Origin of the sequence: Winogradskyella sp. Asnod2-B02-A (assembly GCF_045063645.1) — a bacterium.
Classification (GTDB): domain Bacteria; phylum Bacteroidota; class Bacteroidia; order Flavobacteriales; family Flavobacteriaceae; genus Winogradskyella.
Map to the genome: position 1 here is coordinate 1828509 of NZ_JBEFOG010000027.1, position 26776 is coordinate 1855284.

Genomic DNA, 26776 nt, shown 5'->3' on the forward strand with positions numbered 1-26776 from the left:
TTGGTTTCCGTTTAAATGTTAAATTGTTTATTCGTTTAACTTTTTAATTGTGAGTTTCTTAAAGAGTTAAGCTTATTAGATATTTTTTCAATTTCTTTCCTTATTTTTTGATAATCAAATTCATTTAGCAACTCTAGTTCCTTAGAAATAATAAGTTGATTTAAAACTTCCATTAATGAACTAAAGGCCATTGTTGTAAAATGTGCTTTATCTTTATTCGTTTTTCTTGATGTTCCTTCTGCTAAATTTGAAGCTACAGATATTGAAGCTCTTCTGAGTTGATTTGTTAACCCGAATTTTTCTTCGCTTGGAAACCCCTTAGTAACAGAATATATTAATTTTATTAATGTTTTAGAATCAACCCAAACATTTAATTTTTCAAAAGAAAAGGTATATGACATATTTATAATTTTAATAATTCAGCATTTAAGCAAAAAAACGATTCAACAAAAAACACTTTTTAGCTATTTTCTTTCCATTGATGTGAGTTGTCTTCAAAAATTTCTTTTCCAAAGACAGGAACATGTGCTTTAATTTCTTCTACAATAAATTCTATGGCTTTAAATACTACTTTTCGTCTTGGTGATGAAGCAAATACGAAAAGACAAATTTCACCAGATTTCACAGTGCCTAAGCTGTGATAGATGTGCATACATGTTAAGTCAAATTTCTCAAATGTAGCTTCTCTAATGGTATTAAATTTTTCATTTGCCATGTCCTCATAGGCAGTATATTCAATAGCAGCTACAGTTTTGTTATCAATAACGTCTGCGCGTACTTGACCTAAAAAAATAGAATGTGCTCCTATACTTGTTTTGGTTTGGTGTTTGGCGATAGATTCTCCAATAAATTCGGAAGAAATAGCACCTTGTTTAAAAACGTTTTTCGATTTCTTAGTTGTCATTTGTATACTTCTTTTAAATATTTTTCTATGTCTGAAATGCTCTCTTTTATGGCATAACAGTTGGTGATTTTTAATTGGTTTAATAAAGAAATTGCCTGTTTACTTCTTTTTCCAGATTGGCAGAAAATTAGTTTCTCTTTATTTAATTCTATCTTATCTAATTGATGTTCTAAATCACTCAAAGGAATTGAGGTGACTTTAATAATTTCAATTTTTGGTAATTCATGAATTTCTCTAACGTCAATAAATTGAATACTATCTTTTTTTATTGCTGTTTTAATTGAAATTATATTTGTTTCAGAATTGCAATTGGCAATTGTGTTTTTAGAGGTGAAAAAATCACGTTCTCGTAATACCTTATCAATTTCTTCTTCAGATTTATTGATCTTTAAAACCATATTTTGAAGTGTTAAAGCATTGTAAACAAGAACTTTTCCGGATAACACATTTCCAATATCTAAAACTATTTTTAAAACTTCATTCGCTTGCATGGTTCCAATGATGCCGGGTAAAATGCCTAAAACACCAACTTCAGAGCAATTAAGCGTGTTGTTTTGTGGCTGCTTTTTGAAAAGACATCTATAGCTAGGTCCATTATTGTAGTTAAAGACAGATACTTGACCTTCAAACTTATAAATAGCACCAAAAACTAATGGTTTGTTGGTGATAATTGAAGCATCATTGATGAGGTAGCGCGTTTCAAAATTATCTGTGCCGTCAACAATAATATCGTATTGATTAAATAAGTCAATCGCATTTTTATGGGTTAATCGTTCTGGATATGCTGTTATTGTAATGGTATCATTTAAATCTTGAAGTCGTGTTTTTGCAGCTTCAGCTTTATTTTTGCCTAAAGATGATGTGCCAAATAGTACTTGACGTTGCAGGTTAGAGACTTCGACAGTATCAAAATCTATAATGCCTATGGTGCCAATGCCTGCAGCTGTTAAGTACTGCAAAATAGGGCAGCCTAAACCACCAGCGCCAACAACCAATACTTTTGCATTAGAGAGTTTGTTTTGTCCTGTTTGTCCTATTTCCTTAAGGCTAATATGTCTGCTGTATCTATTCATGTTTTTAGCCACCCGCAAAAGGCGGTAAGAGTGCAATTTCGTTTCCGGTTAATATGGTTTCTAAAGTGACCAATTCTTGATTTTGTGCGACTTGAAATTCCTCGCTCTTTAAAGCTGGATATTTTTCGTATAGCACGTTCAATAAATTTAAAACGGTCTCGTTCGCAAAAGAAATAGCTTCGTTTTCGCATTGCGTGATTTCAGCTATAAGTCCAAAATATTTAACGGTTATAAGCATTGTGTTAAGTTTTTAAATTGTTCTGGCGTATTAACATTTGTGGTGTATATGTCGTCTTCTGTATTTAGAATAATTGATTTAGTGTTACAAGCGCTAACTGCTTTGTGTAAGCGTCTTTCATCATTAAGTAAAAGTTTGTGAAACATAGATGCGCAAGATTTTTTATATACAGCAATAAGTGGCATGTGTTGTCCTTGACTTTCAATCTGTACAATATCAATAGTGTCTTCAGAAGCGTCTATGAGTTGTTGTAAAATCCTTTTTTTAATAAGTGGTACGTCGCAGCTCAGTACTAAATTATATTCTGTTTTTGATGCTTTTAAACCGGAATAAATTCCTGCTAAAGGACCAGCATTTTCTATGTCGTCAGTTATACGTTCTATGCCAAAAGCATCATACTTTTTAAGATTAGAAACAATGATAATTCTAGAAACTAACGGTTTTACTGCATCAATAATATGTTGAATAAAAAGTTTATTGTTCAGCTTTAAGAAACCTTTGTCAGTTCCCATTCTTGAGCTTGCTCCACCAGCAAGAATAATACCTGTTATGTTTTTTTTGTCTCTCATTTTATGTCAAAACGAGTTTGGCGCAAGCGATTATTAAAACAAAAGCGAGTATGTGTCGTAAACGTTTGTTGTTTATTTTTTTACTACCATAATAACTACCGAAGATGGCACCTATTATTGCAATTGTGATAAGTATAAAAACATTTGAATCGAATGTAACTCCAGAGGTGAATTGACCAATTAATCCTGATGCAGAATTTACCCAAATAAATAAAGCGGAAACCGCAGCCGCTTCCTTCATTTTTCCCCAATGGAAAAGTAGAATAATAGGTGTTAAAATAATGCCACCTCCAATACCAATTAAACCGGAAAAGAAACCAATTACGCTTCCTATTAAAAGGCTTTGCCATAATTTAACGTCCTTTATTTTAGTGTTTTCTTTACCAAAAACATTAAGCATTTTTAATATTGAGAAGATGAGTAATACGGCTAGTATCTTTTTATAAATAGAGGCGTCAACGTCTAGCATTCCGCCTAAAAACGCAAAGGGAATGGATGTAATAGCGAATGAAACAAACAATTTTCGATTAAAAAAGCCAGCTTTGTAATAATAGAAAAATGAAATACCTGCAACAAATAAATTAAGTAAAAGTGCTGTAGATTTCATCGTTTCTGGTGCAAACGAAAACAAAGCCATTAGCGCCAAATAACCGCTTGCTCCTCCATGGCCTACACTAGCATAAAGAAAGGATACTATTGGCAGTATGATTAAAAAAAGGGTTATGTTTTCTAGTTGTAGCATCTATTTATAAATCTTCCATTTTTACTAATTGAGTATCTAAAAAAGCCCAACAACTTTTATTGATCTCGTCAAAAGTTTTAATTACAGATTTACCATAATCTGTTAATTGAGCGCCTCCACCACCTTTGCCACCAATGGTGTTTATGGTCACTGGTTTTTTAGCAGATTGGTTTACAGAATCTAAAAGGTGCCAAGCTTTTTTGTATGATATTTTTAGGCTTTTTGCCGCTTTAGAAAGAGAGCCTGTGTCTTCAATTGCTTTTAGAAGTTGAATCCTCCCTTCTCCCAAAAAGACATTGTTTTCAGATTCAATCCAGATTCTACTTTTAATTTTATAACTCATAGATATTAATTAAACAGGTAATAAAATAACTTCGAGGGTATCGTTTAAATTAATTTGATTCACATCTTCAGGCATAAAAACTAAAGCGTTTGACAATGCAAATGTCTGTAGCATTGCAGAACTTTGACCTTCCAATATAGTAGCCATTCCATCTTTATAAATGGCTTTTAAAAATTGAGGTCGATTACCTGTTTTGTTAAATGTTGAGTTAGATTTTGCTTCTGTTTTTGGTAATTCAACAGTAGTATTATTCATCATTTTTTGTAAAGCGATATGGACATATATGTAAAAGCAAGTTAATGCTGCTGCAGGATTTCCGGGTAATGCAAAAATGGTAGTGCTATCCTTTTTTCCAAAGTATAATGGTTTGCCAGGTTTTTGCATGACTTTATAGAAACACTGCTCAACGTTTAATTGTTGAAGTGCTTTGCCTACAAAATCGTAATCTCCAACAGAAATTCCTCCAGAGATGAGTACTAAATCTTTTGTGTTTATTAACTTATTTAATGTTGACTGCGTTTCGTCATAGTCATCTTTAATTTTGTGAATAGTGAGGTCGTAAAACTTCAAGTTATATAACGCATTTTGAAGCATTTTAGAATTGCTTTCATATATTTTTCCATATTGCAAAGATTGTCCTGCTTCAACTAATTCATTGCCTGTTGTTACAATAGCAATGGATGGTTTTTTATACACAGAAACTTCAGTAATACCAAGTCCTGTTAAATAACCAATAGCCGCAGGAGTTAATTTCGTGCCTTTTTTAAGAGCTAAATCTCCTTTAGTAACCTGTTCGCCTTTAGGACGAATATTTTGATTAATAGAAACTGCACTCTTCTCTAAAGAAATGGTAGCGTTATTAGCAATTACTTTTTCTTGCATAATAACTGTATTTGCTGAATCTGGTACAGGTGAACCCGTAAAAATTCTTATGGCTTCACCTATTTTTAAAATTGGTGAAGCATCATCTCCTGCTTTTATTTCACCAATAAGTTTATAATTTGTGGAGTTATGCAAATTTAAAGCGTAGCCGTCCATTGCAGATTGTCTAAAAGGTGGCATATCTATAGGGGAATATACGTCTTTATAAAGTCTATAGTTTCCTGATTTTTCGAGTGGTTTTATAACCTCTTTTAAAAGTGGATTACAATTGCTTTTAACAAGCTGGATGGCATCTTTAATTGAAATCATTTAGCAACGTTATGTTTTTGTAAATATAGCGAAATATTGATTACTTATAAGAATAATTACGTATTTTAGTTTATTTTATAAGTAATAATACTTATTATTGTGATTCAAAACTATAATTTTGGCTATTCAGTTTCTTCATTCTCAATCAAAAAAACATTCTATTTCTGGTGTGTCGTGCCAAGCATGTGGCAATGAAAGTTGTTTGATTAAAAGAAATTTGAAACCAGATGCTACTTTTGATTTAGCTCAAAAGAAAAGTGAAATTAGATGTAAAAAAGGTCAGCAATTCATTTTAGAAGGTGCTCCAGTTAGTGGTCTTTTCTTTTTGCTTAAAGGAAAGGCAAAAGTCTTTAGGACAGGTATTAATGGTAAAGAACAGATTGTTCGTTTTGCTAGTAATGGTGAAATTATAGGGCATAGAGGTTTTGGTACCGAAGAGTTTTATTCCATCGGAGCTGTGGCTTTAGAAGATTCTATTTTGTGCTATTTTTCTAAAGAAAGTTTGCAAAACAGATTGGCTAATGACGCAAAGTTTACTTATGATTTTATGCTTTTTTATGCTAATGAGCTGAATAAGAGTGAATCTAAAGTGAAATCGTTATCTCAAATGACGGTTAGAGAACGTGTTGTAGATGCGTTATTGTATATCAATAGAAAGTTTAAACACAAAAATAATTACCTCGATTTGGTGCTAAGTAGAAGTGATTATGCTGATTTTGTTGGCACTACAGAAGAACAGGTTATTCGCGTGCTATCTGCTCTCAAGAAAGAACAGCTCATTGTAACACACGGAAAGAAGATTGGTATTCCAGACGTGTCGATCCTTCAAAAAGAAATTGACGAGCATAATTTTTATCTCCACAGTTAATAGCCCTTATTTAAATTTATTAATTACGTATTATTTTACTTAGATAATTTAATCGATTGGGTGGTGTTTAACTAATTGATTATTAGTTGTTTGTTTTTTAAACCTGCTTTATGGCAGGTTTTCTTATTGTGTAAAAAAAGGTATTTATAAGTTCAAAGCCATGTTTTGGTAACATATCTACTTATATATTTGTTAAAAATAAGTATTAATACTTAGTTTAATTTTAAAACATTAGATATGAAATCACTATTAACAAGACTAACTTTAATTTTACCAATAGCAATACTCTTATTTGCTTGTGGTAATGAAGAAAAGAAAACAAAGACGGCTGACGTCGCTGAAAAGACCTCAGAAACATCTTTAGATATAGAGAAACCACAATTAACATTTGGATTCATAAAACTTACCGATATGGCTCCATTAGCAATCGCTAAAGAAAAAGGTTTTTTTGAAGATGAAGGTTTATTTGTATCAGTTGAAGCACAATCGAATTGGAAAAACGTATTAGATCGTGTTATTGATGGTCAATTAGATGGTTCACACATGTTAGCTGGTCAGCCGATTGCTGCAGGAGCAGGTTTTGGTCGTCAGGCAAAATTAGTAACCGCTTTTTCAATGGATTTAAATGGAAATGCTATTACGGTTTCTAATGATGTTTGGTCTAAAATGGAACCAAATGTACCAAAAGATGCGGACGGAAAACCCATTCATCCCATTAAAGCAGAGGCTCTAAAACCGGTTATCGATCAGTATAAAACTGATGGTAAGGCATTTAAAATGGGAATGGTATTCCCTGTGTCAACGCACAATTATGAAATCAGATATTGGTTAGCTGCAGCAGGTATTCATCCAGGAATGTATACAGCAGATAACGTACAAGGACAGATTGATGCAGAAGTTTTATTGTCTGTAACGCCTCCGCCACAAATGCCAGCAACATTAGAAGCAGGTACTATTTTCGGTTACTGTGTAGGTGAACCATGGAATCAGCAAGCTGTTTTTAAAGGAATTGGTGTGCCAGTTGTTACAAATTATGATATCTGGAAAAACAACCCAGAAAAGGTATTTGTAATGACAGAGAAATTTGTTGAAGATAATCCAAATACAGCAATAGCTGTTACTAAAGCGTTAATAAGAGCTGGTAAATGGTTAGACGAGCCAAAAAACAGAGCAGAAGCAGTAAAGATTTTATCTATGTCACAATATGTTGGAGCTGATGAAGCTGTCTTAGCAAATTCAATGACAGGTACTTTTGAGTTTGAAAAAGGTGATAAAAGAGACATGCCAGATTTTAATGTGTTCTATAAATATAATGCAACGTATCCATTCTATTCTGATGGTATTTGGTTCTTAACACAAATGAGAAGATGGGGACAAATTCCTGAAGCAAAATCAGCAGATTGGTATGCTAATACTATTAAAGATATTTATAGACCAGATATCTGGAAAAAGGCGGCAGCACTATTAGTTGAAGAAGGTAATATACCAGCATCAGATGTCCCAGAGACAGATGGTTATAAGCCAGCAACATCAGATTTTATTGACGGAACAACATACGATGCTAAAGATCCTATTTCTTACATCAATAGCTTTAAAATAGGAAACAAAGATAAAGTAGCTCAATAAATCATAATACAAAAAATAAGAGAATATGAAGCAGAGTATAACATTAGGGAAAGTAACTAAATTTATGGGTTTAGGTGTTTTTAACACTATAAAAGACTTATTTACTGGGAAACTAGAAAAGGAAGACTTTAAGAATCTTTTACGTAAAACTTTAGTGCCTCTTCTTTCAATTCTTTTATTTATTGGTTTGTGGCATATGGGAGCTAAAGCACTCTATAATAAGGAGGCTGATTTTAAAATTGAAAAAGCGCTTACGGATCAAGGAGAAGAGGCTGCAGAGGCTATGAAAGTATGTATTGCATCTGGTGATGTTAGCTGTAAGCCAAACACATTGCCATCACCATCTCAAGTATGGGATTCTTATAAATCATTATTAAGAGATCATAATATTATTGCTGCAGACAAAGCTGCTTTTAAAGAAAAAACGGCTGTATTGAATGAAAAACGAGTTGCTGACGGTTTAGATGCTATTACATATACAGGTAGACCATCGTTTGTAGATCAAATATTTAGAAGTTTAAAAACCGTATTCGCAGGATTTTTATTGGCTTTATTGATAGCGGTTCCTTTAGGAATATTTATAGGGTTAAGTCCAACATTAAAGAGTTCTTTCAATTGGTTTATTCAAATTTTCAAACCTGTTTCGCCAGTAGTTTGGTATTTATTAGTGTTTATGATTGTAAAAACATTATTGATAGATTCTAATGAAGACAGCTCATTTACAATTTCATTTATTAGTGTTGGTTTATGTTCTATGTGGGCAACCTTAGTAAATACAGCAATGGGAGTTTCTTCTGTAGATAAAGATTATATCAATGTGGCTAAAGTATTAAAGTTAGGATCTTTTCAGAAAATATTTAAAGTCGTTTTACCATCATCTTTACCATTAATATTTACAGGTTTAAAGATTACGTTATCTGTAGCTTGGATGGTTTTAATAGCTATTGAATTATTAGCGCAAAGTCCAGGATTAGGACTGTTTGTTTGGGAAGAATTTCAGAATGGAGCAAATGATTCTAACGCAAAAATAATTGTTGCCATGTTTGTTATTGGTATCATCGGATTTTTGTTAGATAGATTAATGTTAACGATTCAAAACTGGGTGTCTTTTGATAAAACAGACGCGATATAACGCATGTTGAATTGGTTAAAATGTTTATTCGTTGAGTCGGTTAAACAGTTAAGCAAATAAACGATTAAACAGAAAAAAATGGCATATTTAGAACTGAATAACATTTATAAAACATACGGACAAGGTGATACTGAAACAGAAGTATTATCTAATATTAATCTTTCTATAGAAGAAGGAGAGTTTGTAGCGATTGTTGGTTTTACAGGAAGTGGAAAAACGACCTTAGTAAATTTAATTAATGGATTAATAGAGCCAACAAAAGGAGAGGTTTTGTTTAAAGGGGAACCCGTTTCTGGAACAAGCCATGAGCGTGGCGTTATTTTTCAAAATTACTCGTTGTTGCCTTGGTTAACTGTTGGCCAGAATGTTTATATGGCCGTAAAAGTCGCTTTTCCTAAAAAGAGCAAAACCGAGTTACATGAGATTGTAGCTGATTATGTTGAAATGGTAAGTTTAACACCAGCCATAAATAAGCGTCCAAATGAATTATCTGGTGGTATGCGTCAGCGAGTAGCTGTTGCAAGAGCATTGGCAATGAAGCCCGAAATGATAATTATGGATGAACCGCTTGGTGCTTTAGATGCATTGACTCGTGGTAATCTTCAAGATGAAATATTAAATATTTGGGGAAAAGATAAGCGAACTGCTTTATTGATTACGAATGATGTTGATGAGGGAATTTATATGGCAGACCGAATTATTCCATTAAGACCAGGACCTAACGCAACCCTAGGACCAGAATTTAAAATTGATATTGATCGTCCACGTGATAAAACGGAATTGAATGATAATGCGAATTTTAAGAAAACAAGAAATGCCATTATTGAATATCTGATGGATATTGGAGAGGAGCGAAAATCGGAAACTTCGGAAGAGATTACACTTCCAGATTTAACACCTAAGGATTTTGTTAATCAGTTTAAATTTCAAATATTATGAGTATTATTTTAGAAAACGATAAGATAGGAATTATTACTGATAATGGACTTTTTCCTTCTAATGAAGTGATGCTAGATTTAAAGAATTTAAAGAAAGTATATCCTACACCAAAAGGAGATTATGTGGTTCTCGAAGATTTAAACCTGCAAATTAAAAAAGAGGAATTTGTAACAATAATTGGTCATTCGGGTTGTGGCAAAACAACAATGCTTTCAATGATAGCAGGATTAAACCCTATTTCTGGAGGACGAATTTCTGTTTTAGGCAAGCAGATTAAAGGACCAGGTCCTGATAGAGGTGTTATTTTTCAGGCACCAAGTTTAATGCCTTGGATGACAGCTTTGCAGAATGTACTGTTAGGTGTTAACCAAGTATTTCCACATGGCACAAAAGCGCAACGAAATGATATTGCCAAATACTATTTACAGAAAGTAGGTTTAGAAGATTCATTTCATAAAAGAGCATCTGATTTATCTCAAGGTATGCAACAACGTGTAGGAATTGCCAGAGCATTCGCCATAAAACCAAAAGTATTGCTATTGGATGAACCTTTCGGAATGCTCGATTCTTTAACTAGGGGAGAACTTCAAGATATCTTAATTGAAATTTGGAATAAAGAAAAAATCACTGCGGTAATGATAACACATGATGTTGATGAAGCTATTTTTTTAGCGGACAGAGTGGTTATGATGACTAGTGGACCTAAGGCAAAAATTGGAGATATTTTAGATATCAATTTTGAAAGACCTCGTACTCGAAAATCAGTTTTAGAGCATGGTGATTATTACAAATACAGAAAACATTTAATAGACTTTTTAGAACATTAAAAAGTAAAAACAACAACAGTTTATTTAGCTTAAAACAAGTTTTTGAAGATTGAATTTTTCAAAAGCACAGGAAAAACACAACCTAAACCAACCAAAAATGACACATAATAAGACAAAAAATAATTCTAACTTAAAAACAAGAACCATGAAAAAACAATACGTTTTAATAGGCTTAATGGCATTAATAGTTCAATTTGCACAAGCTCAGTTTAGTCTAGACGGAGAATTTAGACCACGTACAGAATACAGAAACGGATTTGGAAGTATAATAGCAGATGATGCAGATGCAGGTTACGGAATTTCTACAAGACTGCGATTAAATGCAGGCTTTAAAACAGCTGTGTATAACTTCTATGTTAGTCTTCAAGATGTCATGGTTTGGGGAGAAAACAGACAACTTTTACCATACGATCAAAATAACTCTTTTGCTATATTTCAAGCTTGGGCAGATATAAAATTAGGTGAAGGTTTTTCTACTAAAATTGGTCGTCAAGTTTTATCTTATGATGATCAACGTATCTTAGGTGGATTAGATTGGGCACAACAAGGAAGAAACCATGATGCCGCTTTACTAAAATATACAAAAGATAAATTTGAATTAGATTTTGCATTAGCTTTTAACCAAGACTATAGTAACCCTACAGGTTTCGTATCCGAAGGTACATCTTATGATACAACGGGTTTCTTTTCTTATAAAACAATGCAAATGTTACATTTAAGTAAAAAGTGGTCTAAGTTTTCTGGTAGCTTATTATTAATGAATAATGGTTTTCAAGAATATGAAGATGATGGAGTTACAGCAGATGGAACAAGTAGTTTGCAAACTATCGGTACACATTTAAAATATAATACTGGGAAATTTGGTGTTGCTGCAAATGCTTATCTTCAAACTGGTCAAAGACAAGGAGAGGTTGATATTAAAGGAGCTCATTTATTGAGTTTAGATTTATCTTATAAATCATCAGATAAAATAACTTTTGGAGCTGGTATGGAAATTATTAGTGGTAACGATGGTGATGCTGGAGAAACAGGAGCATTCTTCCCACTTTACGGAACAAATCATAAATTTAATGGATTTATGGATTACTTCTACGTAGGTAATCATGCTAATTCAATTGGTTTAGTTGATATACATGCAAGTGCAAACTTTAAATTAGGAGAGAAATCTAGTCTTTTGGTAAAAGCATTAAATTTTAGTGGAGAACAAGAATTGGCAAGCGGAGAAAAGTCTTTAGGAACTGAAGTTGATTTGGTTTTTAAACAAAGCTTTAAAGGTTGTGCTTTGGTGTTAGGATACTCTCATATGTTTGCCAGTGATGGTATGTACGAATTAAAAGGTGTAACAGAAGATTTAGCTGCCGGAAGTCAAAATTGGGCTTGGGCAATGTTGGTAATAAAGCCTAAGTTTTTGAATTAAGAGATAAGATGTTTAAAATAAAAACCTGTAAATTATAAGTTTACAGGTTTTTTTTGTGGGTTTTATGCCCAATAAGTGGAGTCGGAGAGAATCGAACTCTCGTCCAAACAAGTAACCAAAAGGCTTTCTACACGTTTATTCTTTTCTTGTTTTTTCGATTGTAAGCTGGTTAAAGACAACCTACTTACAACTTAGCTTTTTAATCTCGAAAAGGCATCAAAGCACTACCTAATCTAAGTCAATTTTTACGATGCCTCAAAAAAGAACGCCATTAACCAAGGCTTTCTGGAGACATTTAGCCTTCCTACCTAGTAGGAATGAGCACGAATCTTACTATAATTCAGATTATGCAGCTAAAGCGTAGTTATTCTCGCCGTTTAAAATTTGGTCTAGCCTTTTAGGTGTTTCAATGCCATTACACCACGTGCTTACCATCTAATTAATCTCGCTGTCAAAACCAGTCGACCCCGTTTACTTCCCACAAAAGCAGGAATCTCATAAATGATAATAATATTTTGGGCGTTCCCTTATCAGGTCGGGCTTTTCGCTATATCTTTTGCTAAAAAAAGCAAAAGGATGCCACTACAATCCCTAACGCGTCAAACCAAGAAACAGTAATAGAATTTCAAGGTCTGCAAAATTACTAAAAATACTAATGCAAATGCCATACCAATCTTGTTTTCTATGTGTTTGCAGAAATTGTGTCAGTATCTGTGCTTACTCATTGTATTTAAAACACAAACCTCTACTAGAGTTTAAAAAAACTACAGTCAAACAAAACGTTAATAAGCTCAATATGTTTTTATAATAAAATACTCAATTTGAGTATTTTATTTGTTTTTAATGCATTGTATATTATGCGTTTACATATAAAGTGTCTTTTGCAAACCAACCAATAGCCAAAATGAAAAAACAAATACTACTTTCACTCTCTCTAATCGTATCTACAATCTATCTAACCCTTAATGCTCAAAACTGGAACGAAATCATAAATGCCACAGCCTCTGATGCAGGCACTGGTGACTATTTTGGCTATTCAGTTGCAATTGATGGTGATTATGCCATTGTTGGCGCTAATCTTAATGACGATGCCGGTGGCTCTTCAGGTTCAGCCTATATCTTTGTGCGTTCGGGAAACAATTGGACAGCACAAACAAAACTCACGGCGTCCGATGCTGCTGCTGGTGATCAATTTGGCACTACTGTTGCTATTGATGGCGATTATGCCATTGTTGGAGCTTATGCTAATAGCGACGCTGGTGGCTCTTCAGGTTCCGCATATATCTTTGAGCGTTCTGGAAACAGTTGGACAGAACAAGAGATACTCATGGCATCCGATGCTGCTGCTGGTGATCAATTTGGATCTTCTGTTTCTATAGATGGCGATTATGCCATTGTTGGAGCTAATGATAATGACGATGCTGGTGGCTCTTCAGGTTCAACATATATCTTTGTACGTTTAGGAGGTAGTTGGACAGAACAAGCAAAACTCACGGCGTCCGATGCTACTGCTGGTGATAGATTTGGTTATTCGGTTGCTATAGATGGTGATTATGCCATTGTTGGCGCTTATGGTAATGATGATGCAGGTAATAATTCAGGTTCAGCCTATATTTTTGTGCGTTCTGGAAGTACTTGGACAGAACAAGAAGAACTCATAGCATTCGATACTGCTGGAGGAGATCAATTTGGATCTTCTGTTTCTATAGCTGGAGATTATGCCATTGTTGGGGCTTTTGGTAATGACGATGCTGGTTCCTCTTCAGGTTCAGCCTATATCTTTGTGCGTTCAGGAAGTAGTTGGACAGAACAAGTAAAACTTACAGCATCTGATGCTGCGGCTATTGATATTTTTGGCAATTCTGTTTCTATAGCTGGCGATTATGCCATTGTTGGAGCTTTTGGTAATGACGATGCTGGCAATTCTTCAGGTTCAGCGTATATTTTTGTGCGTTCAGGAAACAGTTGGGCAGAAGAAGAGAAACTCACGGCGTCTGATGCTGCTGCTAGTGATCAATTTGGCTATTCCGTTGCTATTCATGGCGATTATGTCATTGTTGGTGCTAATGGTAATGATGATAATGGTAATAGTTCAGGCTCTGCCTACTTTTTTGAAAAGGAGCCGCCAGCTATTGTCCCTGATCAAACTAATTTACCGGATGTTACATCACAATGTGAAGCTACACCAACAGCACCTGCAGCAAACAGTGGAACAATTACAGCAACCGCAGATGTTGTCTTCCCAATAACAACACAAGGCACAACAATTGTAACCTGGACTTACAATGATGGTGTTGGTAATACCTTAACGCAATTACAAAATATAATAATTGACGATACCACAGCACCTATTCTATCATTTTCTAATCCTTCAGATGCGTTGATAGATTCTTGTGCAACTGAAGTTATAGTGCCTTCACCTGTAATTGTAGAAAATTGTACAATAAATACTACTTTAGATTTTGATGGAACTAATGATAGAGTTACCATTCCTTACAGTGCATCTTTAGCTTTTACAACAGAATTTTCTGTACAAGCTTGGATTTATCCAAGAGCTAACCAGTATTCTAGAATTTTAACTCAATACTCAGCTAGTGGTAACAATTCTGGTGAATTTGTTTTCGACACTTATGACGGTTCAAATCCGACTTATTTAGCAAATGGTAGAGGTTTAAGATTAGTATTTACTGGTACAGATGGTGGAGCAGTAATTAGTTCAAATGTGTTGAATTTAAATTCATGGAATCATGTGGCAGGTACTTTTAATAATGGTGTACTTAAATTGTATGTTAATGGTATCGAAGTGAATTCAGGTAACACTACATTTACTTCTATTCCAACATCGACAATAAATTTAGCTATCGGAGAAGATATTAATGTAGGTGCTTATGAGTTTTTTAACGGACAAATAGATGAATTAAGCATATGGAATAAGGCACTTAAGCCATCCGAAATCACTTCTGGCTACAATAAGATTTTAGAAGGAACAGAATCTGGTTTAGCAGCATACTATGATTTTGAAGAAGGAACAGGAAGTTCTGTATTGATTGATAAATCTAGTAATGGTAATGACGGGCTTTTAACTAACATGGATTCAAATACAGATTGGGTAACCTCTGCAGCACCTATAACTATGTCGAGTCTTACTAATGATATTACTAGTACTTCTGATGCATCAGGTACATATCCTGAAGGAGAAACAACAATTACTTGGACAGCTACAGATGCTAATGGTAATGTAAGTACGTTACAACAAACTATAAATGCAGGAGATACTGAAGCTCCATCTATTACGTTTTCTAACCCAACTGATGCCAGTATAACTTCTTGTGATACCAACGTAACGATTTCTTCTCCTTTAGTGTCTGATAATTGTGCAGAAAATACAGCTTTAGATTTTGATGGAGTTGATGACTATGTTAGTATCTCTAACTTTCCATTTTTAACAGATTTAACATTAGAAGCATGGATTAAACCAATTTATATAGCTAATGAAGGTTACCGATCTATTGTTAGCAAAGGTGCTGTTTTTGATGCTAATACTAATTTTGATTTTGGAATTAGAAGAAATTGGCAAAATGGAAATTATACTTTGTATTTCTATGTTCAAAATGGGACGACAATCAGTGGTTATGCATTAGAAATAAATGATACTCCAAACTCTTGGACTCATGTAGCAGCTAGTTTTGATAATGCTACAAAAATGGTTAAATTATTCCAAGATGGTTCTTTATTGGGCAGCAGCGTGTTGTTAGTTTCACCTACCAATGGTGGTCAAAATTTAAGAATAGCTCATCCTGCTTCCACGGATGGGCAAGACGAACCTTTTACTGGACAAATAGATGAAGTTCGAATATGGAATAGAGTTTTGTCAGAAACAGAAATATCAAATTCTAATTATAACATACTATCTGGCTCTGAACCTGGTTTAGTAGCTTATTACGATTTTGAAGAAGGAACAGGAAGTTCTGTGTTGATTGATAAATCTAGTAATGGTAATGATGGAGTTTTAACTAACATGGATTCAAATACAGATTGGGTAACCTCTGTAGCACCTATAACTATGGTGAGTCTTACTAATGATATTACAGGAACTTCTGATGCATCAAGTACATATCCTGATGGAGAAACTACAATTACTTGGACAGCTACAGATGCTAATGGTAATACAAGCACTTTACAACAAACTATAAATGCAGGAGATACTGAAGCTCCATCTATTACGTTTTCTGACCCAACTGATGCTAATATAACTTCTTGTGATACCAATGTAACAATTACTTCACCTTTAGTTTCGGATAATTGTTCCGTAAATACGGCTTTAGATTTTGATGGCGTGAATGATTATATAAACCTAGGAAGTCCATTATTATCACCATCTAATGGTAGTCAGGCGCATACTGTTGAAATGTGGGTGAAAACGACTCCAAAAAGCGCCTACACTATATTATTTAATCAATATGGATGGAATGAGTTATACGCCTATCGATCTGTCTTTTATATTGATACTGCTGCAAATGGAGGAAATCTAGTGTTCTTTAAAGGAAGTTATGTTAATATAGAAGGAACGACTAATCTTTTAGATAATCAATGGCATCATGTTGCTATGGTAAGAGAAATCTCAGGGGAGCTTTCATTATATGTTGATGGAGTAGTTGAGGCTGTTGGCTTAGATACTTATCCTTATTCTAATACAAATAGTTTAATAGGAGGTCAGGCACTTTTATCAGATAATTATTATAGTGGTGTTATGGATGAGGTGCGTATATGGAATACTGCAAGAACCCAAACGCAAATAACAAATTCATTCAATGCAAATATATCTGATTCTGAATCAGGTTTAGTAGCCTATTATAAATTTGATGATGGAATAGGAAGTAGTGTCGTAAATGATGAATCAAGTAATTCATACGATGGTGCCTTAATCAATATGGACATAAATACGGTTTGGGTTCCATCAACATCGCCTGTAGCTTCTGTAACATTAACCAATGATTTTAATGGAACTTCTGATGCATCAGGTACATATCCTGAAGGAGAAACTATAGTTACTTGGACTGCTACAGATACCAATGGAAACCAATCAACATTAGAACAAATAGTAAATATTGTTTGTAGTATAACTTACACGTTTAACAATGATGTTTGGTCACCAAATAATCCAAGTGGTTTGGCTACAGCTTTAGATGATATTATTGTTACATCTGGTAATGCTGCTATTAATTCTAATACATCTGCTAACACAGTTACGGTTGAAGCTGGTGCATCGCTTACCTTAGATGCCGCCTTAACAGCTACAGATATTACATTAAACTCTACTTCAACTAGTTATTCAAGTTTATTAATTGGAGCATCTGGTAATGTGTCTGGTACTATAAACTATAACCGTTTCGTTAATTCTAATAGTCTTGGTAACGACCTAATCTCATCACCATTATCTGGTGAAACATGGAGTGATTTTTTAAGTCCAGAAAATGCCACAACGTTATTAGATAATGGCGGAACACCAGCCATTTATGCCTTTGCGCCTTTTGATAAAACAACAGGAGATTATGAGAATTATGATGTTAATACTACAGCAATATTAAGCAGTGGTTCAGGATATAGAGTTGCAACGGATACAGGAGAAACCTTAATGTTTTCAGGGACAATGCCAACAGACGTTAGCGTCAATATTATGAATACGCCTGCGACGTTTGCTCAATGGAATTTAGTCGGTAATCCGTATCCCTCTTACATTAATGTACATGCGTTTTTAAACCACGAGGTAGATGCTGGTATTTCAAACTTAGATCTTTTTACTAATGCATCTGCGGCAATTTATGGTTATAATGCTAATACAGAAAACAAATGGACCATTTACAACTTAGCCAATACAACAGTATCTACTGTTATAGCACCAGGTCAAGGCTTTTTTGTTACTGCAGATGCCACATATGAGTCAGTATATAATTTAGAGTTTACCACAGCAATGCAAACCATTGGGACTTCAGACGATTTTATTGCTGGACGTAATGCGGTCTTAGAACTAATGTATCTTACAATAGATTTAAGTTCAAATACAAACACATACAGTACAGATGTCTATTTTAATGCTAATGCAAGTGAAGGTTTAGATAAAGGTTACGATGCTGATCTTTGGGGATCCGTAGTGCCAGAGTTTAGTATTTATTCTCACTTAGTACAAGACAATACAGGGAAACCAGTAGCGTTACAAGCCTTAAATACAACCAACTTATCTGATGTTTCTATTTCTTTAGGTGTACATACTAATCAAGGTGAGCAAATTACATTTAGCATTTCGGAAACTACATTACCAGCAACGGTAAACGTGTTTTTAGATGATGTTTTAACTAACACATCTACATTACTTAATAATAGCGATTATACTATAACGCCATCAACCGATCTTTCAGGAACTGGCCGTTTCTTTTTGCGAACCACAGAAGAAGCATTGTCTGTTGCAGACAATAATTTTGATGCTATAAATATATTCTATGAAAAGCGTACTAAAGATGTCCTTATAAACGGACGTATTCAAAATAATACTGTAGTTGAGGTTTATGATATGCAAGGCAGAAAAGTATTGTCTAAGTCTCTTGATGCTGCTGTGTTAGAAAATAGAATACATGTTACTTCGTTAAATGATGGTGTGTATGTAGTTAATCTTAAAAATAGTTCAAAACAAAAAACACAAAAAATAATTATTAATTGAGTAGATAATATTACCTGCGTTTTAAAATTACAAACGTTTCATATTCAATACTAAAAAAATGGAATTCTCAAATAGTTGTGGTTTAAATTGACAAATAATTTAAATCACACTATTTTCGTAAAAACTATAATAATCCCACTTTTTAGGGAATGATAATTCCATTACCATGACATTCGCCATCATTAAAGAACGTAAAAATCCACCAGATAGACGTGTGGTATTTTCTCCTGAACATTTAGCAGAAGCTAGAACCCAATTTCCAGAAGCAACATTTATAGTTGAGTCTTCGGATATTAGAATTTTTCCAGACGAAGCTTACAGGAAATTAGGTTTTGAAGTATTAGATGATGTCTCTCATGCCGATGTTATGATTGGAGTTAAAGAAGTACCGATTGAAAATTTAATTCCGAATAAAAAATATTTCTACTTCTCACATACCATTAAAAAACAACCCTACAATAGAAAGTTGTTGGTAGCAATGTTGGAGAAAAACATAGAAATGTTTGATCATGAGACTATCGTTAAAAAATCAGGAGCACGTTTAATTGGTTTTGGACGTTATGCAGGTTTGGTTGGTGCGTATAATGGTTTTAGAGCTTTAGGATTGCGAGATGGTTTATTCAATTTACCAAAAGTTGAGACCCTTGCAGATTTAAACGAAGTAAAAGCAGAATTAGATAAAATTACCATTCCTAATATAAAGATTTTACTTTCTGGAACTGGGAAAGTAGCACATGGAGCCAAAGAGATTTTAGATCATTTAGGGATTAAACAAATTAGTGATGCCTTGTATTTAACATCTCAATTTACAGAGCCTGTCTATGTTATGGCAGATGTAATGGAATATGCCAAACGAACTGATGGAAAAGTAGGTGACCGCTTTAAGTTTTACAAAGATCCATCTGGTTACGAAAGTAATTTTATGCCTTACGCCAAAGAAACTGATTATTTTATAGCTGGTCATTTTTACGGTAATAATGCACCATATTTATTTACTAGAGAAGATGCGAAGCATCCTGATTTTAGAATTAATTTAGTTGCAGATATTTCTTGCGATATTGATGGTCCTGTGGCAAGTACAATTAGACCTTCAACTATTGAAGATCCTTTTTATGGTTATGATCCTCATACTGAAAAAGAAGTGGCTTACGATGACGAAGGCGCAATAACTGTAATGGCTGTAGATAATTTACCATGTGAATTACCAAAAGATGCTAGTGAAGGTTTTGGTGAAACATTTTTGGAACACGTTATCCCAGCATTTTTTAATAATGATGAAAGAGAAATCTTAAAACGAGCTAAGATGACTGAAAATGGGAAATTAACCAAACGATTTAGTTATTTACAAGATTATATAGATGGAAAATAATACCACTAAAACAGCATTAGTAACTGGAGCAGCATCTGGATTAGGATTTGAATTGGCACTTTTATTAGCTAAAGATGCTTGTAAACTAGTGTTAATAGATATAGATTTAGAAAAATTAGAGACTGCAAAAAGCGATATTTTAAAGACCTATGATACCAATATTATCTTAATGAGAAAAGATTTGAGTTTGGTAAATATTTCACAAGAAATCTATGAGGAATTAAAGGATACACCAATTGATATTATTATAAACAATGCAGGTTTTGGATTGTTTGGTACTTTTAACGATACAGCTTGGGAGCGTCAATCTCAAATGTTAAATCTCCATGTGTTAACCACAACGCATTTAGTAAAGTTGTTTTTACCGAGTATGGTAGATCGTGGTTATGGAAAAATTTTAAATTTATCTTCGTTAGCTGCTTTTCAACCAGGACCCATGATGGCTTTATATTATGCATCAAAATCTTATATTTTATCCTTTTCGCAAGCGATTGCAAATGAGTTAAAAGGCACAGGTGTTACAGTTACTGCTTTATGTCCTGGACCAACAAAAACGTCTTTTCAAAGTACGGTTTCTCAAGATGCCAAAGAGAATAAGATTTCTTTTAATATGGCATCTGCTAAAGATGTCGCGGCTTATGGTTATAAAGCCATGCAAAATGGAAGGGTTGTGGCAATTCCTGGTACTTTTAATAAGTTTTTGTCCATATTACCAAGAATGTTAACCAGAAATAGAGCGACCAAAATTGTTCGTAAAATTCAGGAAAAGAATCGCGAGTCTTAGTGACTTTAATGATCAGAATATACTTTAAATTAAAAAGAGGAATATCTTAATTGATATTCCTCTTTTTAGTTTTTAGATTATTTTTTAGTTTTTCAAAAGTTCTACTATAGTATCAATTTCGCTTACTATTTTTTCTGCAGAACCACTAAAACCAACAGATTTAAAATTAATTCTGCCACCAGGACCAATAATTACCTTTGTTGGTATGCCAGAAACTTTATATGCACTTGCTACATCATATTTATCATTATCCTCATTTATAGGATCAATTAACACGTTAAAACTGTATGCATTGTCTTCTATAAATTTAGATACTTTTTCAATACGGTCTTTACCGCTTTCAAACGTATCAACAAATAAAAATACAACACTATCATCGTCTTTGTATTTTGTAACTACTTTTTGCATACCAGGAAATGATGCTATACAAGGTCCACACCAAGTTGCCCAAAAATCTAAAACAACTGTCTTTCCTTTTAAATCAGATAAAGTGACTACATCACTATTTAAACTCTTTACAGTAAAATCTGGTGCTTTTTCATCTATGAGTGTTTTTCTAATGCGATTAAATTCTTTTTCTTTCGCTTTAGCTTCAAGCTCAGCTAACAATGTTTTTGGATTTTTTGAGTTGTCCGTTTTTTGAATGGCCTCTATGAAGTTAGCTTTTATGTTTGCTGTACTTTGCCCTTCTTTTATAAATTCTGAAGCTTCTTCAACGATGTTATTATGTTGATTGTCTGCCTTTAAAAATTGAATATAACGTTCATTCATTTCTGGACTTTCACCTTGGCCTATTGCTATTTTTTGATAATTTATAGCTTCTTTAACATCACCATTTTTAAAAGCTAATAATGCATAAGTATCTGCATACATGTTATATGTACTCTCTAAACTTTTCTCGTATTGTTTGGGTGTATAATATGGTGGCTTATTTTGTGGTGCTTTTTGTTCAGCTTTAATGAGTTCTAAAGACTTTTTTGATAGGGCTATAGCGGCTTCAATATCTTCCCCTTTTTCAGCTTTAGGCCAAGCAATAGCGTTATAAAGTGAAGCCTTATCTGTTTTATTGTTTTGTAGATTTAAATAATCTTCAAAAGCTTCAATGTTACCTTTTTTGTAATTTGCATTAGCTAATGTTTCAATAACAAAGCTCGCATATTGCGATTTTAATAATTTGTCTTTATGCTGATTAAAAATAGTTTCTAATGCACTGAGCTCTTTTGTTTCAAAAAAAGTATTGATTACAGAGCGCAACGCTAAATCGCTATCAGGAAATTTTTCTACAGCTATTTTAAGGATACTATCACTCTTTTTAGAATCTCGCATGCCAACATAAACACTTGATAGGGTTTTGTAATCTTCTAATGTTTCCGCTTTTTTAGTACTAAACTTAGAAAGGTACATGTAGCTAACATCTTTGGCTGTTTTTGCATCTACTTGTCTCGCTAAGTAAATATGTCTGTCTATCCATTCTTTTTTTAATTCCGGATTTTTTTCTAATGCGTTTTCTACGGCATTTAATGCATTTTTTGGATTGCCTTCCATACCAAAATTTTCGCCATAATTTATAATGTAATTTTGTTTTGAAGCTTCAACATCTATAGCCATTTTTTTATCGCTATTCACTACAGAAAAAAGGAAACCTTCTTTGTTGTTATTCGCATAGTCATCACCAACTTTAAAGTTAAAGGCTACAGCCGAAATACTATCTGGCACAGTAATCGTTGCTTTATTGTTATTAAAATCTAAATCAAAAGGATAAGATTTAGAATGACTTATTTGGTAGAAAAAACTATCATCTAATTCTCCAGTACCATTATATGTAATCTGGAAAGGTGTGTTAGCTTCAACCGTTTTAGAAGAAAAACTAAAGTCTCCAATTTCAATAAGCTGAGGTGCTGCTTTTTCTTCATTTTTACAAGCTGAAAAAAGGAATAAACAGAGTAAGGAGTATAGTGCTATTTTTTTCATAAAAACTAATGTTTATAATTATCAGCTTAAAGGTATAAAGAATAGATTGATAAATTAGACTAAAATAGTTATAGGTTTTGTAATGTTTTCAAATTTCTAAATAGCCAAAAGCCAACTGCTAAAAAAGTTCCAAAGCCAATGGTAAACAACCAAGCTTCATAGTGTTGAAACGGTGAAATTAGGATATTAAAAACATCAGAAATTAAGACTTGTGGATTACTAATGATTTCCCAAGAATTATAACGCAAAAAACGGCCTAAATAAACTCCAAAGCCACATAAAAAGAGAATACTAAATGTTAGTGTTGCAATAGGAATTTTTTCAAATTTAGATTTTACAAGATTTTGCATATCTATAATTGATAAATAAAACAAGAATAATCCGCTCAAGGCAAAGGATAAGACCACTAAAATATCGAGCCATAAAAGTGAATCATTTCCTATTCTAATATGAATAAGGTCTGTTACAATATATGGAGCATTGGGTAAAAAAGCCAACCAGATTATTAACCAAACGACGAGCTTAAATGTGCTGATATTTTGTTTTGAGCTGAGATACATAGTGATCGCAAAAGGTATAATGGCTAAAAATACATTCCAGATTAAGAATAGATAGAAAAAGGACTTGTTCAATTTTATGCGTACCATGAGTAAAATGGCACTAAACGTTAATGCTACTGTGATTAATGATAGCGTTTTAAATTGTGATTGAATGGCTTTTTTTATGGTTTCCATAATGTGGTTTTTTGTTGTGATTCAAATTTTGAAATTGAGGTTTCTACAATTAAAACGGTTGCAATTCCCAAGGTATAAGCAATTAAATCTGTAAACTGAAAAGTGCTACCAAAGATTAATTTTGCTGTAAAACTGTCTTGTAAATTAAAATAGCTTAAGAATGGAGTAAGTTGTAAAAACTCAATACCAAAAGCAATTAAGAGGACGACCAAACTAGAGGCCCAAACACTCAAATTGGTGCATCCTCTAATAATTGCATATAGTAAAATAACGACTAGATAATCGCCAAACGTGTAGCGAATAAATCCTGTATTAAGTATAAAGGCGATTGCTAATTCTACTAAAAACAAGCTGTGTGCTAAGGCCAAATAATATTTATTGAATTGTAGCTTCATGGTAAGATGTGATTTGTTCATTTTATGGCAATTTTGTCTCCTAAAAATTTGGGTTCAATATTAAATAGTAAATCTAAACTGGCTTTTGCTCTTGCTAAATATTCTCTTTTAGGATGTTTATAAACATCTTTAGCATTAAACGCAATGGCATTAATGCCAAAATGTTGGGCAATATAAATAGCACGTTCATTATGGAACTTTTGCGAAATAATAGTGATATCATTCTGTCCAAATATTTCCTTAGCTCTCACAATAGAATCTAAGGTTCTAAAACCTGCATAATCGGAAAAGATACACGCTTCAGGAACACCATTTGCAATTAAATCGTTTTTGAAATCAGTGGGCTCATCATAGTCTTTTCTACTATTATCTCCACTCACTAAAATGTAATCTATCTTCCCAGCTTTATATAATGCTACAGCAGCATCTACTCGGTGTTTATAGAACATATTTATGTTTCCGCTTGGCGCAAGTTTGCTTGCTCCAAGAACAAGCCCAACTTTGTTTTTAGGAATGTTATCTATGTTATCATAATTAAATCCTTTGGCTTTGTAAGCTACCCAATAGAACGTGGTGACTACTCCAAACACAATGAGCAGTCCTGAAAGGATTAATAGTTTTAGTTTTTTCATGCAGCAGCGAGGTTGAGATTTAATAATTCATGTTTTGAAAAAATAGCTTTCCTAAAGTCCGATATGGGAACGGTTAATAATTTTTGATAATCGAAATGATAAAATGCATTTGCCGCTTTTCCTGTTTTAAAAGACTTGTAATAATATTTGTAATAATCTGGAAGAATAGAAACACCAAGTACAATAGCTCCATATAAATAAGGACTACGTTTACCGTTACCAAAACAAAGACATTGCAGTGCAATTTCATCTTCAACTTTTGTGCTATAGCCACAAAGCACATGGTAGCAATCGTGGCGCTCTACTTTGGGTAATAATTCAAAATTATTTTCATCTAAAAAATCACCTAAGTGTCTGCCAAAAGTAGGTTCTGGTAGATTTAGTAAATCGGCTTTTGTAATCTTCCAAGGTTCATGATTTTTAAATAAAGAAGTATAAATACGTTGCGAATGTTCAAACATCCAAATGATGAGATCCTTTCGTTTTTGTTTCAAAATTTTAAATAGGTTGTTCATGGTAATTCGGGATGATGAGGTTTTGTGATGTTTTTGATAGTGGTATATTTTCTTTTACAATGCTTCAATTTAAAGTTCCAAATTAATAGTGCTAGGAAGTAGGTGCTTATTGCATAATAAATGGCGAAATATGCGAAATCTAGAGTAATAATTAACGCGCTACATAACCCGAATAAAACTATGATGTAGTATGGGAAATGTGTTTTAAAAACGTACGGTTTATCATTCGGTTTTTTAGAAAACCAGAATACACAAGTCACGCTTAATCTTAGGATAATAAAAGTAAATCCACCAGCAACAAGACACACAAAAATTATAAGTGCTGCCATCTTATTTTGTGTTTAGTTTAAAATTATCGTATTGTAATTCTTGCCAATTATTTGTTCTTAATTTATAGACGTATTTATTGTATTTATTTTTAATGAGTTGAACAGAATTGTCATCTAAAGTTGTAGTTGCTATCTGCTCATTTAGTAATAAAGTGTTGTTATTAGAAAGGTTATACAAATAGTTGAAATCCATAGATTTCGCATAATTAAAGTTGTAGTTGGTAATATGATAATCCCAATTAATAGTACTAGAAATAATAAGAATTATAAATGCAGCTTGCGTGTTTATTCTAAACAAATACCAATTGTTTTTTGCGCTATTTATTTTTAAAAGCGTGGTGACAAGTCCGATAGTGGCAAGTAGAAGGTAAACGATAACACCAATACGCTTGTAAGTGAGACCAAAATAGTAGATATACTGACTGTTTTTAAAAACGATACTTAAAACCAAAAGAATATTTAAGATAATCCAAGTAAAAGCTAAACGCTTAAGTGATTTGTTGTCTTTGTAAAAATTTAAGTTGCCTCTAAAAACATAAAGTAAAATCATTATCGCAATTACAATAGAAGCAATTAAGGCGTTAATTCCGTTATGTACTTGGGCAGAGTAGGCTGAAGCTCTTAGGTCTTCTTGTGATACTAAAAAAGTGATATCTGTAATAAGATATAATACAATTAAAGCATTTAGTAACGCAATGAGTATCACACCAAGTTGGTTTTCTTGTTTTAATTTTGAAATTGAAAAGGCTTCAGTTTTAAGTAAGGTGTTACTGGTTTGTAAATCGAGTTCAGTAGCAGGTTCTACTTCAATGGGATTATAAATATTGTTGAATAAATAATATCCCAAACCTGCAACTAACAACCATTGAATGTTTATAAATCCAAAATCGATGGCCTCTATAATGTTACTAAATACGGGATTTCCATCTTTGTATAGTGCGACGAAAGCAATAACTATTACTGTAGGAATTAAAATAATTTTAGCCCAATGAAGATAATCAATTTGTATTTTTTCTTCTTTCTCTGTTTCGGTTTTTGGTAATGCAAAGTTGCGATGAAAAAAACCAGCGATAGTGGTGTAAATGCCATTTAGCCAATGGACATATATAGAAGATTTCGTTTCAGAAAGATGACCAATTAAGGTAAAGAAAGCGACTAAATTGGCAATTATGGAAAGGGTAGAACTATGAAAAAACATTGTTAATCCTGTAATTAGATAAGCGATACTATAGATTTGGGTTTTTCGATTTTTAAAGTGTGATTGATTATTAATAAAAAGAATCACAACAGTAAGAATACTGAATAAAAATAGGTTAAGTCCAATGGATTGATCGTAGAAGAAGGTACTAAATAAAAGAGCTGCGATAAATAATGCTGGTTTTTTCATGTTTTGTTTATTTAAAAGTACTTTGTTTTTCAAAGTAAATGTTTAAAAAAATAGCTGACTTACATAGAGTAGTCAA

23 protein-coding genes and 1 other RNA gene are annotated in these 26776 nt (G+C 33.1%); 9 read left to right on the forward strand and 15 right to left on the reverse strand.

The genetic code is table 11. The features are described from left to right. Positions 1–35: 35 nt before the first annotated feature. The 8 genes from ACJJVO_RS15855 to ACJJVO_RS15890 are packed head-to-tail and all read right to left on the reverse strand — an operon-like array spanning position 36 to position 5060. Complete coding sequence (locus tag ACJJVO_RS15855; protein ID WP_405575875.1) at positions 36–401, reverse strand: four helix bundle protein; 366 nt, start codon at positions 399–401, stop codon at positions 36–38. Between the two features lie 59 nt (positions 402–460). Beyond that, positions 461–904 carry a molybdenum cofactor biosynthesis protein MoaE gene (locus ACJJVO_RS15860; RefSeq protein ID WP_405575877.1) on the reverse strand — a complete coding sequence of 148 codons (444 nt, stop codon included), beginning with the start codon at positions 902–904 and terminating at the stop codon, positions 461–463. Continuing rightward, entirely contained in the window at positions 901–1977 is a 1077-nt protein-coding gene (gene moeB / locus ACJJVO_RS15865) for a molybdopterin-synthase adenylyltransferase MoeB (protein ID WP_405575879.1), read from the reverse strand. Before moeB ends, ACJJVO_RS15860 begins: the two co-directional genes overlap by 4 nt. Positions 1978–1981: 4 nt before the next feature. Beyond that, positions 1982–2215, reverse strand: coding sequence for a MoaD/ThiS family protein (locus ACJJVO_RS15870; RefSeq protein ID WP_405575881.1), 234 nt, complete (start codon positions 2213–2215; stop codon positions 1982–1984). Continuing rightward, entirely contained in the window at positions 2206–2784 is a 579-nt protein-coding gene (locus ACJJVO_RS15875) for a molybdenum cofactor guanylyltransferase (RefSeq protein WP_405575882.1), read from the reverse strand. Before ACJJVO_RS15875 ends, ACJJVO_RS15870 begins: the two co-directional genes overlap by 10 nt. 1 nt (position 2785) lies before the next feature. After that, positions 2786–3526 carry a sulfite exporter TauE/SafE family protein gene (locus ACJJVO_RS15880; protein ID WP_405575884.1) on the reverse strand — a complete coding sequence of 247 codons (741 nt, stop codon included), beginning with the start codon at positions 3524–3526 and terminating at the stop codon, positions 2786–2788. Between the two features lie 4 nt (positions 3527–3530). Then, positions 3531–3869: a winged helix-turn-helix domain-containing protein gene (locus tag ACJJVO_RS15885; protein WP_405575886.1), complete on the reverse strand. Its 339-nt coding sequence runs from the start codon at positions 3867–3869 to the stop codon at positions 3531–3533. A gap of 9 nt (positions 3870–3878) precedes the next feature. Beyond that, positions 3879–5060, reverse strand: a complete 1182-nt coding sequence (locus ACJJVO_RS15890; protein ID WP_405575887.1) for a molybdopterin molybdotransferase MoeA — start codon at positions 5058–5060, stop codon at positions 3879–3881. Positions 5061–5178: 118 nt separating this feature from the next. On the opposite strand from ACJJVO_RS15890, the gene ACJJVO_RS15895 reads away from it, so the two are divergent. From ACJJVO_RS15895 to ACJJVO_RS15920, 6 genes are all read left to right on the forward strand, one after another. Beyond that, positions 5179–5928 (forward strand): Crp/Fnr family transcriptional regulator, encoded by a 750-nt coding sequence (locus tag ACJJVO_RS15895; RefSeq protein WP_405575889.1) that lies wholly within the window; start codon positions 5179–5181, stop codon positions 5926–5928. A 237-nt stretch (positions 5929–6165) separates the two neighbouring features. After that, positions 6166–7554 (forward strand): CmpA/NrtA family ABC transporter substrate-binding protein, encoded by a 1389-nt coding sequence (locus ACJJVO_RS15900; protein WP_405575891.1) that lies wholly within the window; start codon positions 6166–6168, stop codon positions 7552–7554. A gap of 25 nt (positions 7555–7579) precedes the next feature. Then, positions 7580–8686, forward strand: a complete 1107-nt coding sequence (locus tag ACJJVO_RS15905; protein WP_405575893.1) for an ABC transporter permease — start codon at positions 7580–7582, stop codon at positions 8684–8686. 78 nt (positions 8687–8764) lie between these two features. Continuing rightward, positions 8765–9625 carry an ABC transporter ATP-binding protein gene (locus ACJJVO_RS15910; RefSeq protein ID WP_405575895.1) on the forward strand — a complete coding sequence of 287 codons (861 nt, stop codon included), beginning with the start codon at positions 8765–8767 and terminating at the stop codon, positions 9623–9625. Further along, the gene (locus tag ACJJVO_RS15915; protein ID WP_405575896.1) at positions 9622–10452 is read left to right on the forward strand and encodes an ABC transporter ATP-binding protein; all 831 of its coding nucleotides are present in this window, start codon (positions 9622–9624) and stop codon (positions 10450–10452) included. The genes ACJJVO_RS15910 and ACJJVO_RS15915 overlap by 4 nt, the downstream gene beginning before the upstream one ends. Before the next feature lie 145 nt (positions 10453–10597). After that, complete coding sequence (locus ACJJVO_RS15920; RefSeq protein WP_405575898.1) at positions 10598–11869, forward strand: alginate export family protein; 1272 nt, start codon at positions 10598–10600, stop codon at positions 11867–11869. Positions 11870–11942: 73 nt separating this feature from the next. On the opposite strand, the gene ssrA is transcribed toward ACJJVO_RS15920, so the two are convergent. Then, positions 11943–12338: a transfer-messenger RNA gene (gene ssrA, locus ACJJVO_RS15925) on the reverse strand. 435 nt (positions 12339–12773) lie between these two features. On the opposite strand from ssrA, the gene ACJJVO_RS15930 reads away from it, so the two are divergent. The 3 genes from ACJJVO_RS15930 to ACJJVO_RS15940 all read left to right on the forward strand — a co-directional run bounded on the left by ACJJVO_RS15930 (position 12774) and on the right by ACJJVO_RS15940 (position 20737). Then, complete coding sequence (locus ACJJVO_RS15930) at positions 12774–18584, forward strand: LamG-like jellyroll fold domain-containing protein (protein WP_405575899.1); 5811 nt, start codon at positions 12774–12776, stop codon at positions 18582–18584. A gap of 166 nt (positions 18585–18750) precedes the next feature. Further along, a complete protein-coding gene (locus ACJJVO_RS15935) occupies positions 18751–19953 on the forward strand; it encodes an NAD(P)-dependent oxidoreductase (RefSeq protein ID WP_405575901.1) in 1203 nt (400 codons plus the stop codon). Further along, a complete protein-coding gene (locus tag ACJJVO_RS15940; protein WP_405575903.1) occupies positions 19943–20737 on the forward strand; it encodes an SDR family NAD(P)-dependent oxidoreductase in 795 nt (264 codons plus the stop codon). Before ACJJVO_RS15935 ends, ACJJVO_RS15940 begins: the two co-directional genes overlap by 11 nt. 84 nt (positions 20738–20821) lie before the next feature. Here the strand turns inward: ACJJVO_RS15940 and ACJJVO_RS15945 are convergent, their stop codons facing one another. The 6 genes from ACJJVO_RS15945 to ACJJVO_RS15970 all read right to left on the reverse strand — a co-directional run bounded on the left by ACJJVO_RS15945 (position 20822) and on the right by ACJJVO_RS15970 (position 26700). Beyond that, positions 20822–22708: a redoxin domain-containing protein gene (locus tag ACJJVO_RS15945; protein ID WP_405575905.1), complete on the reverse strand. Its 1887-nt coding sequence runs from the start codon at positions 22706–22708 to the stop codon at positions 20822–20824. 68 nt (positions 22709–22776) lie between these two features. After that, positions 22777–23442 carry a DUF1361 domain-containing protein gene (locus tag ACJJVO_RS15950; RefSeq protein WP_405575907.1) on the reverse strand — a complete coding sequence of 222 codons (666 nt, stop codon included), beginning with the start codon at positions 23440–23442 and terminating at the stop codon, positions 22777–22779. Beyond that, complete coding sequence (locus ACJJVO_RS15955; protein ID WP_405575908.1) at positions 23430–23858, reverse strand: DUF2809 domain-containing protein; 429 nt, start codon at positions 23856–23858, stop codon at positions 23430–23432. The genes ACJJVO_RS15950 and ACJJVO_RS15955 overlap by 13 nt, the downstream gene beginning before the upstream one ends. Further along, the gene (locus ACJJVO_RS15960; protein WP_405575910.1) at positions 23855–24469 is read right to left on the reverse strand and encodes a vancomycin high temperature exclusion protein; all 615 of its coding nucleotides are present in this window, start codon (positions 24467–24469) and stop codon (positions 23855–23857) included. Before ACJJVO_RS15960 ends, ACJJVO_RS15955 begins: the two co-directional genes overlap by 4 nt. Continuing rightward, a complete protein-coding gene (locus ACJJVO_RS15965; RefSeq protein WP_405575912.1) occupies positions 24466–24963 on the reverse strand; it encodes a Coq4 family protein in 498 nt (165 codons plus the stop codon). Before ACJJVO_RS15965 ends, ACJJVO_RS15960 begins: the two co-directional genes overlap by 4 nt. Before the next feature lie 351 nt (positions 24964–25314). Further along, the gene (locus ACJJVO_RS15970) at positions 25315–26700 is read right to left on the reverse strand and encodes a DUF4173 domain-containing protein (protein ID WP_405575913.1); all 1386 of its coding nucleotides are present in this window, start codon (positions 26698–26700) and stop codon (positions 25315–25317) included. Between the last annotated feature and the right edge of the window lie 76 nt (positions 26701–26776).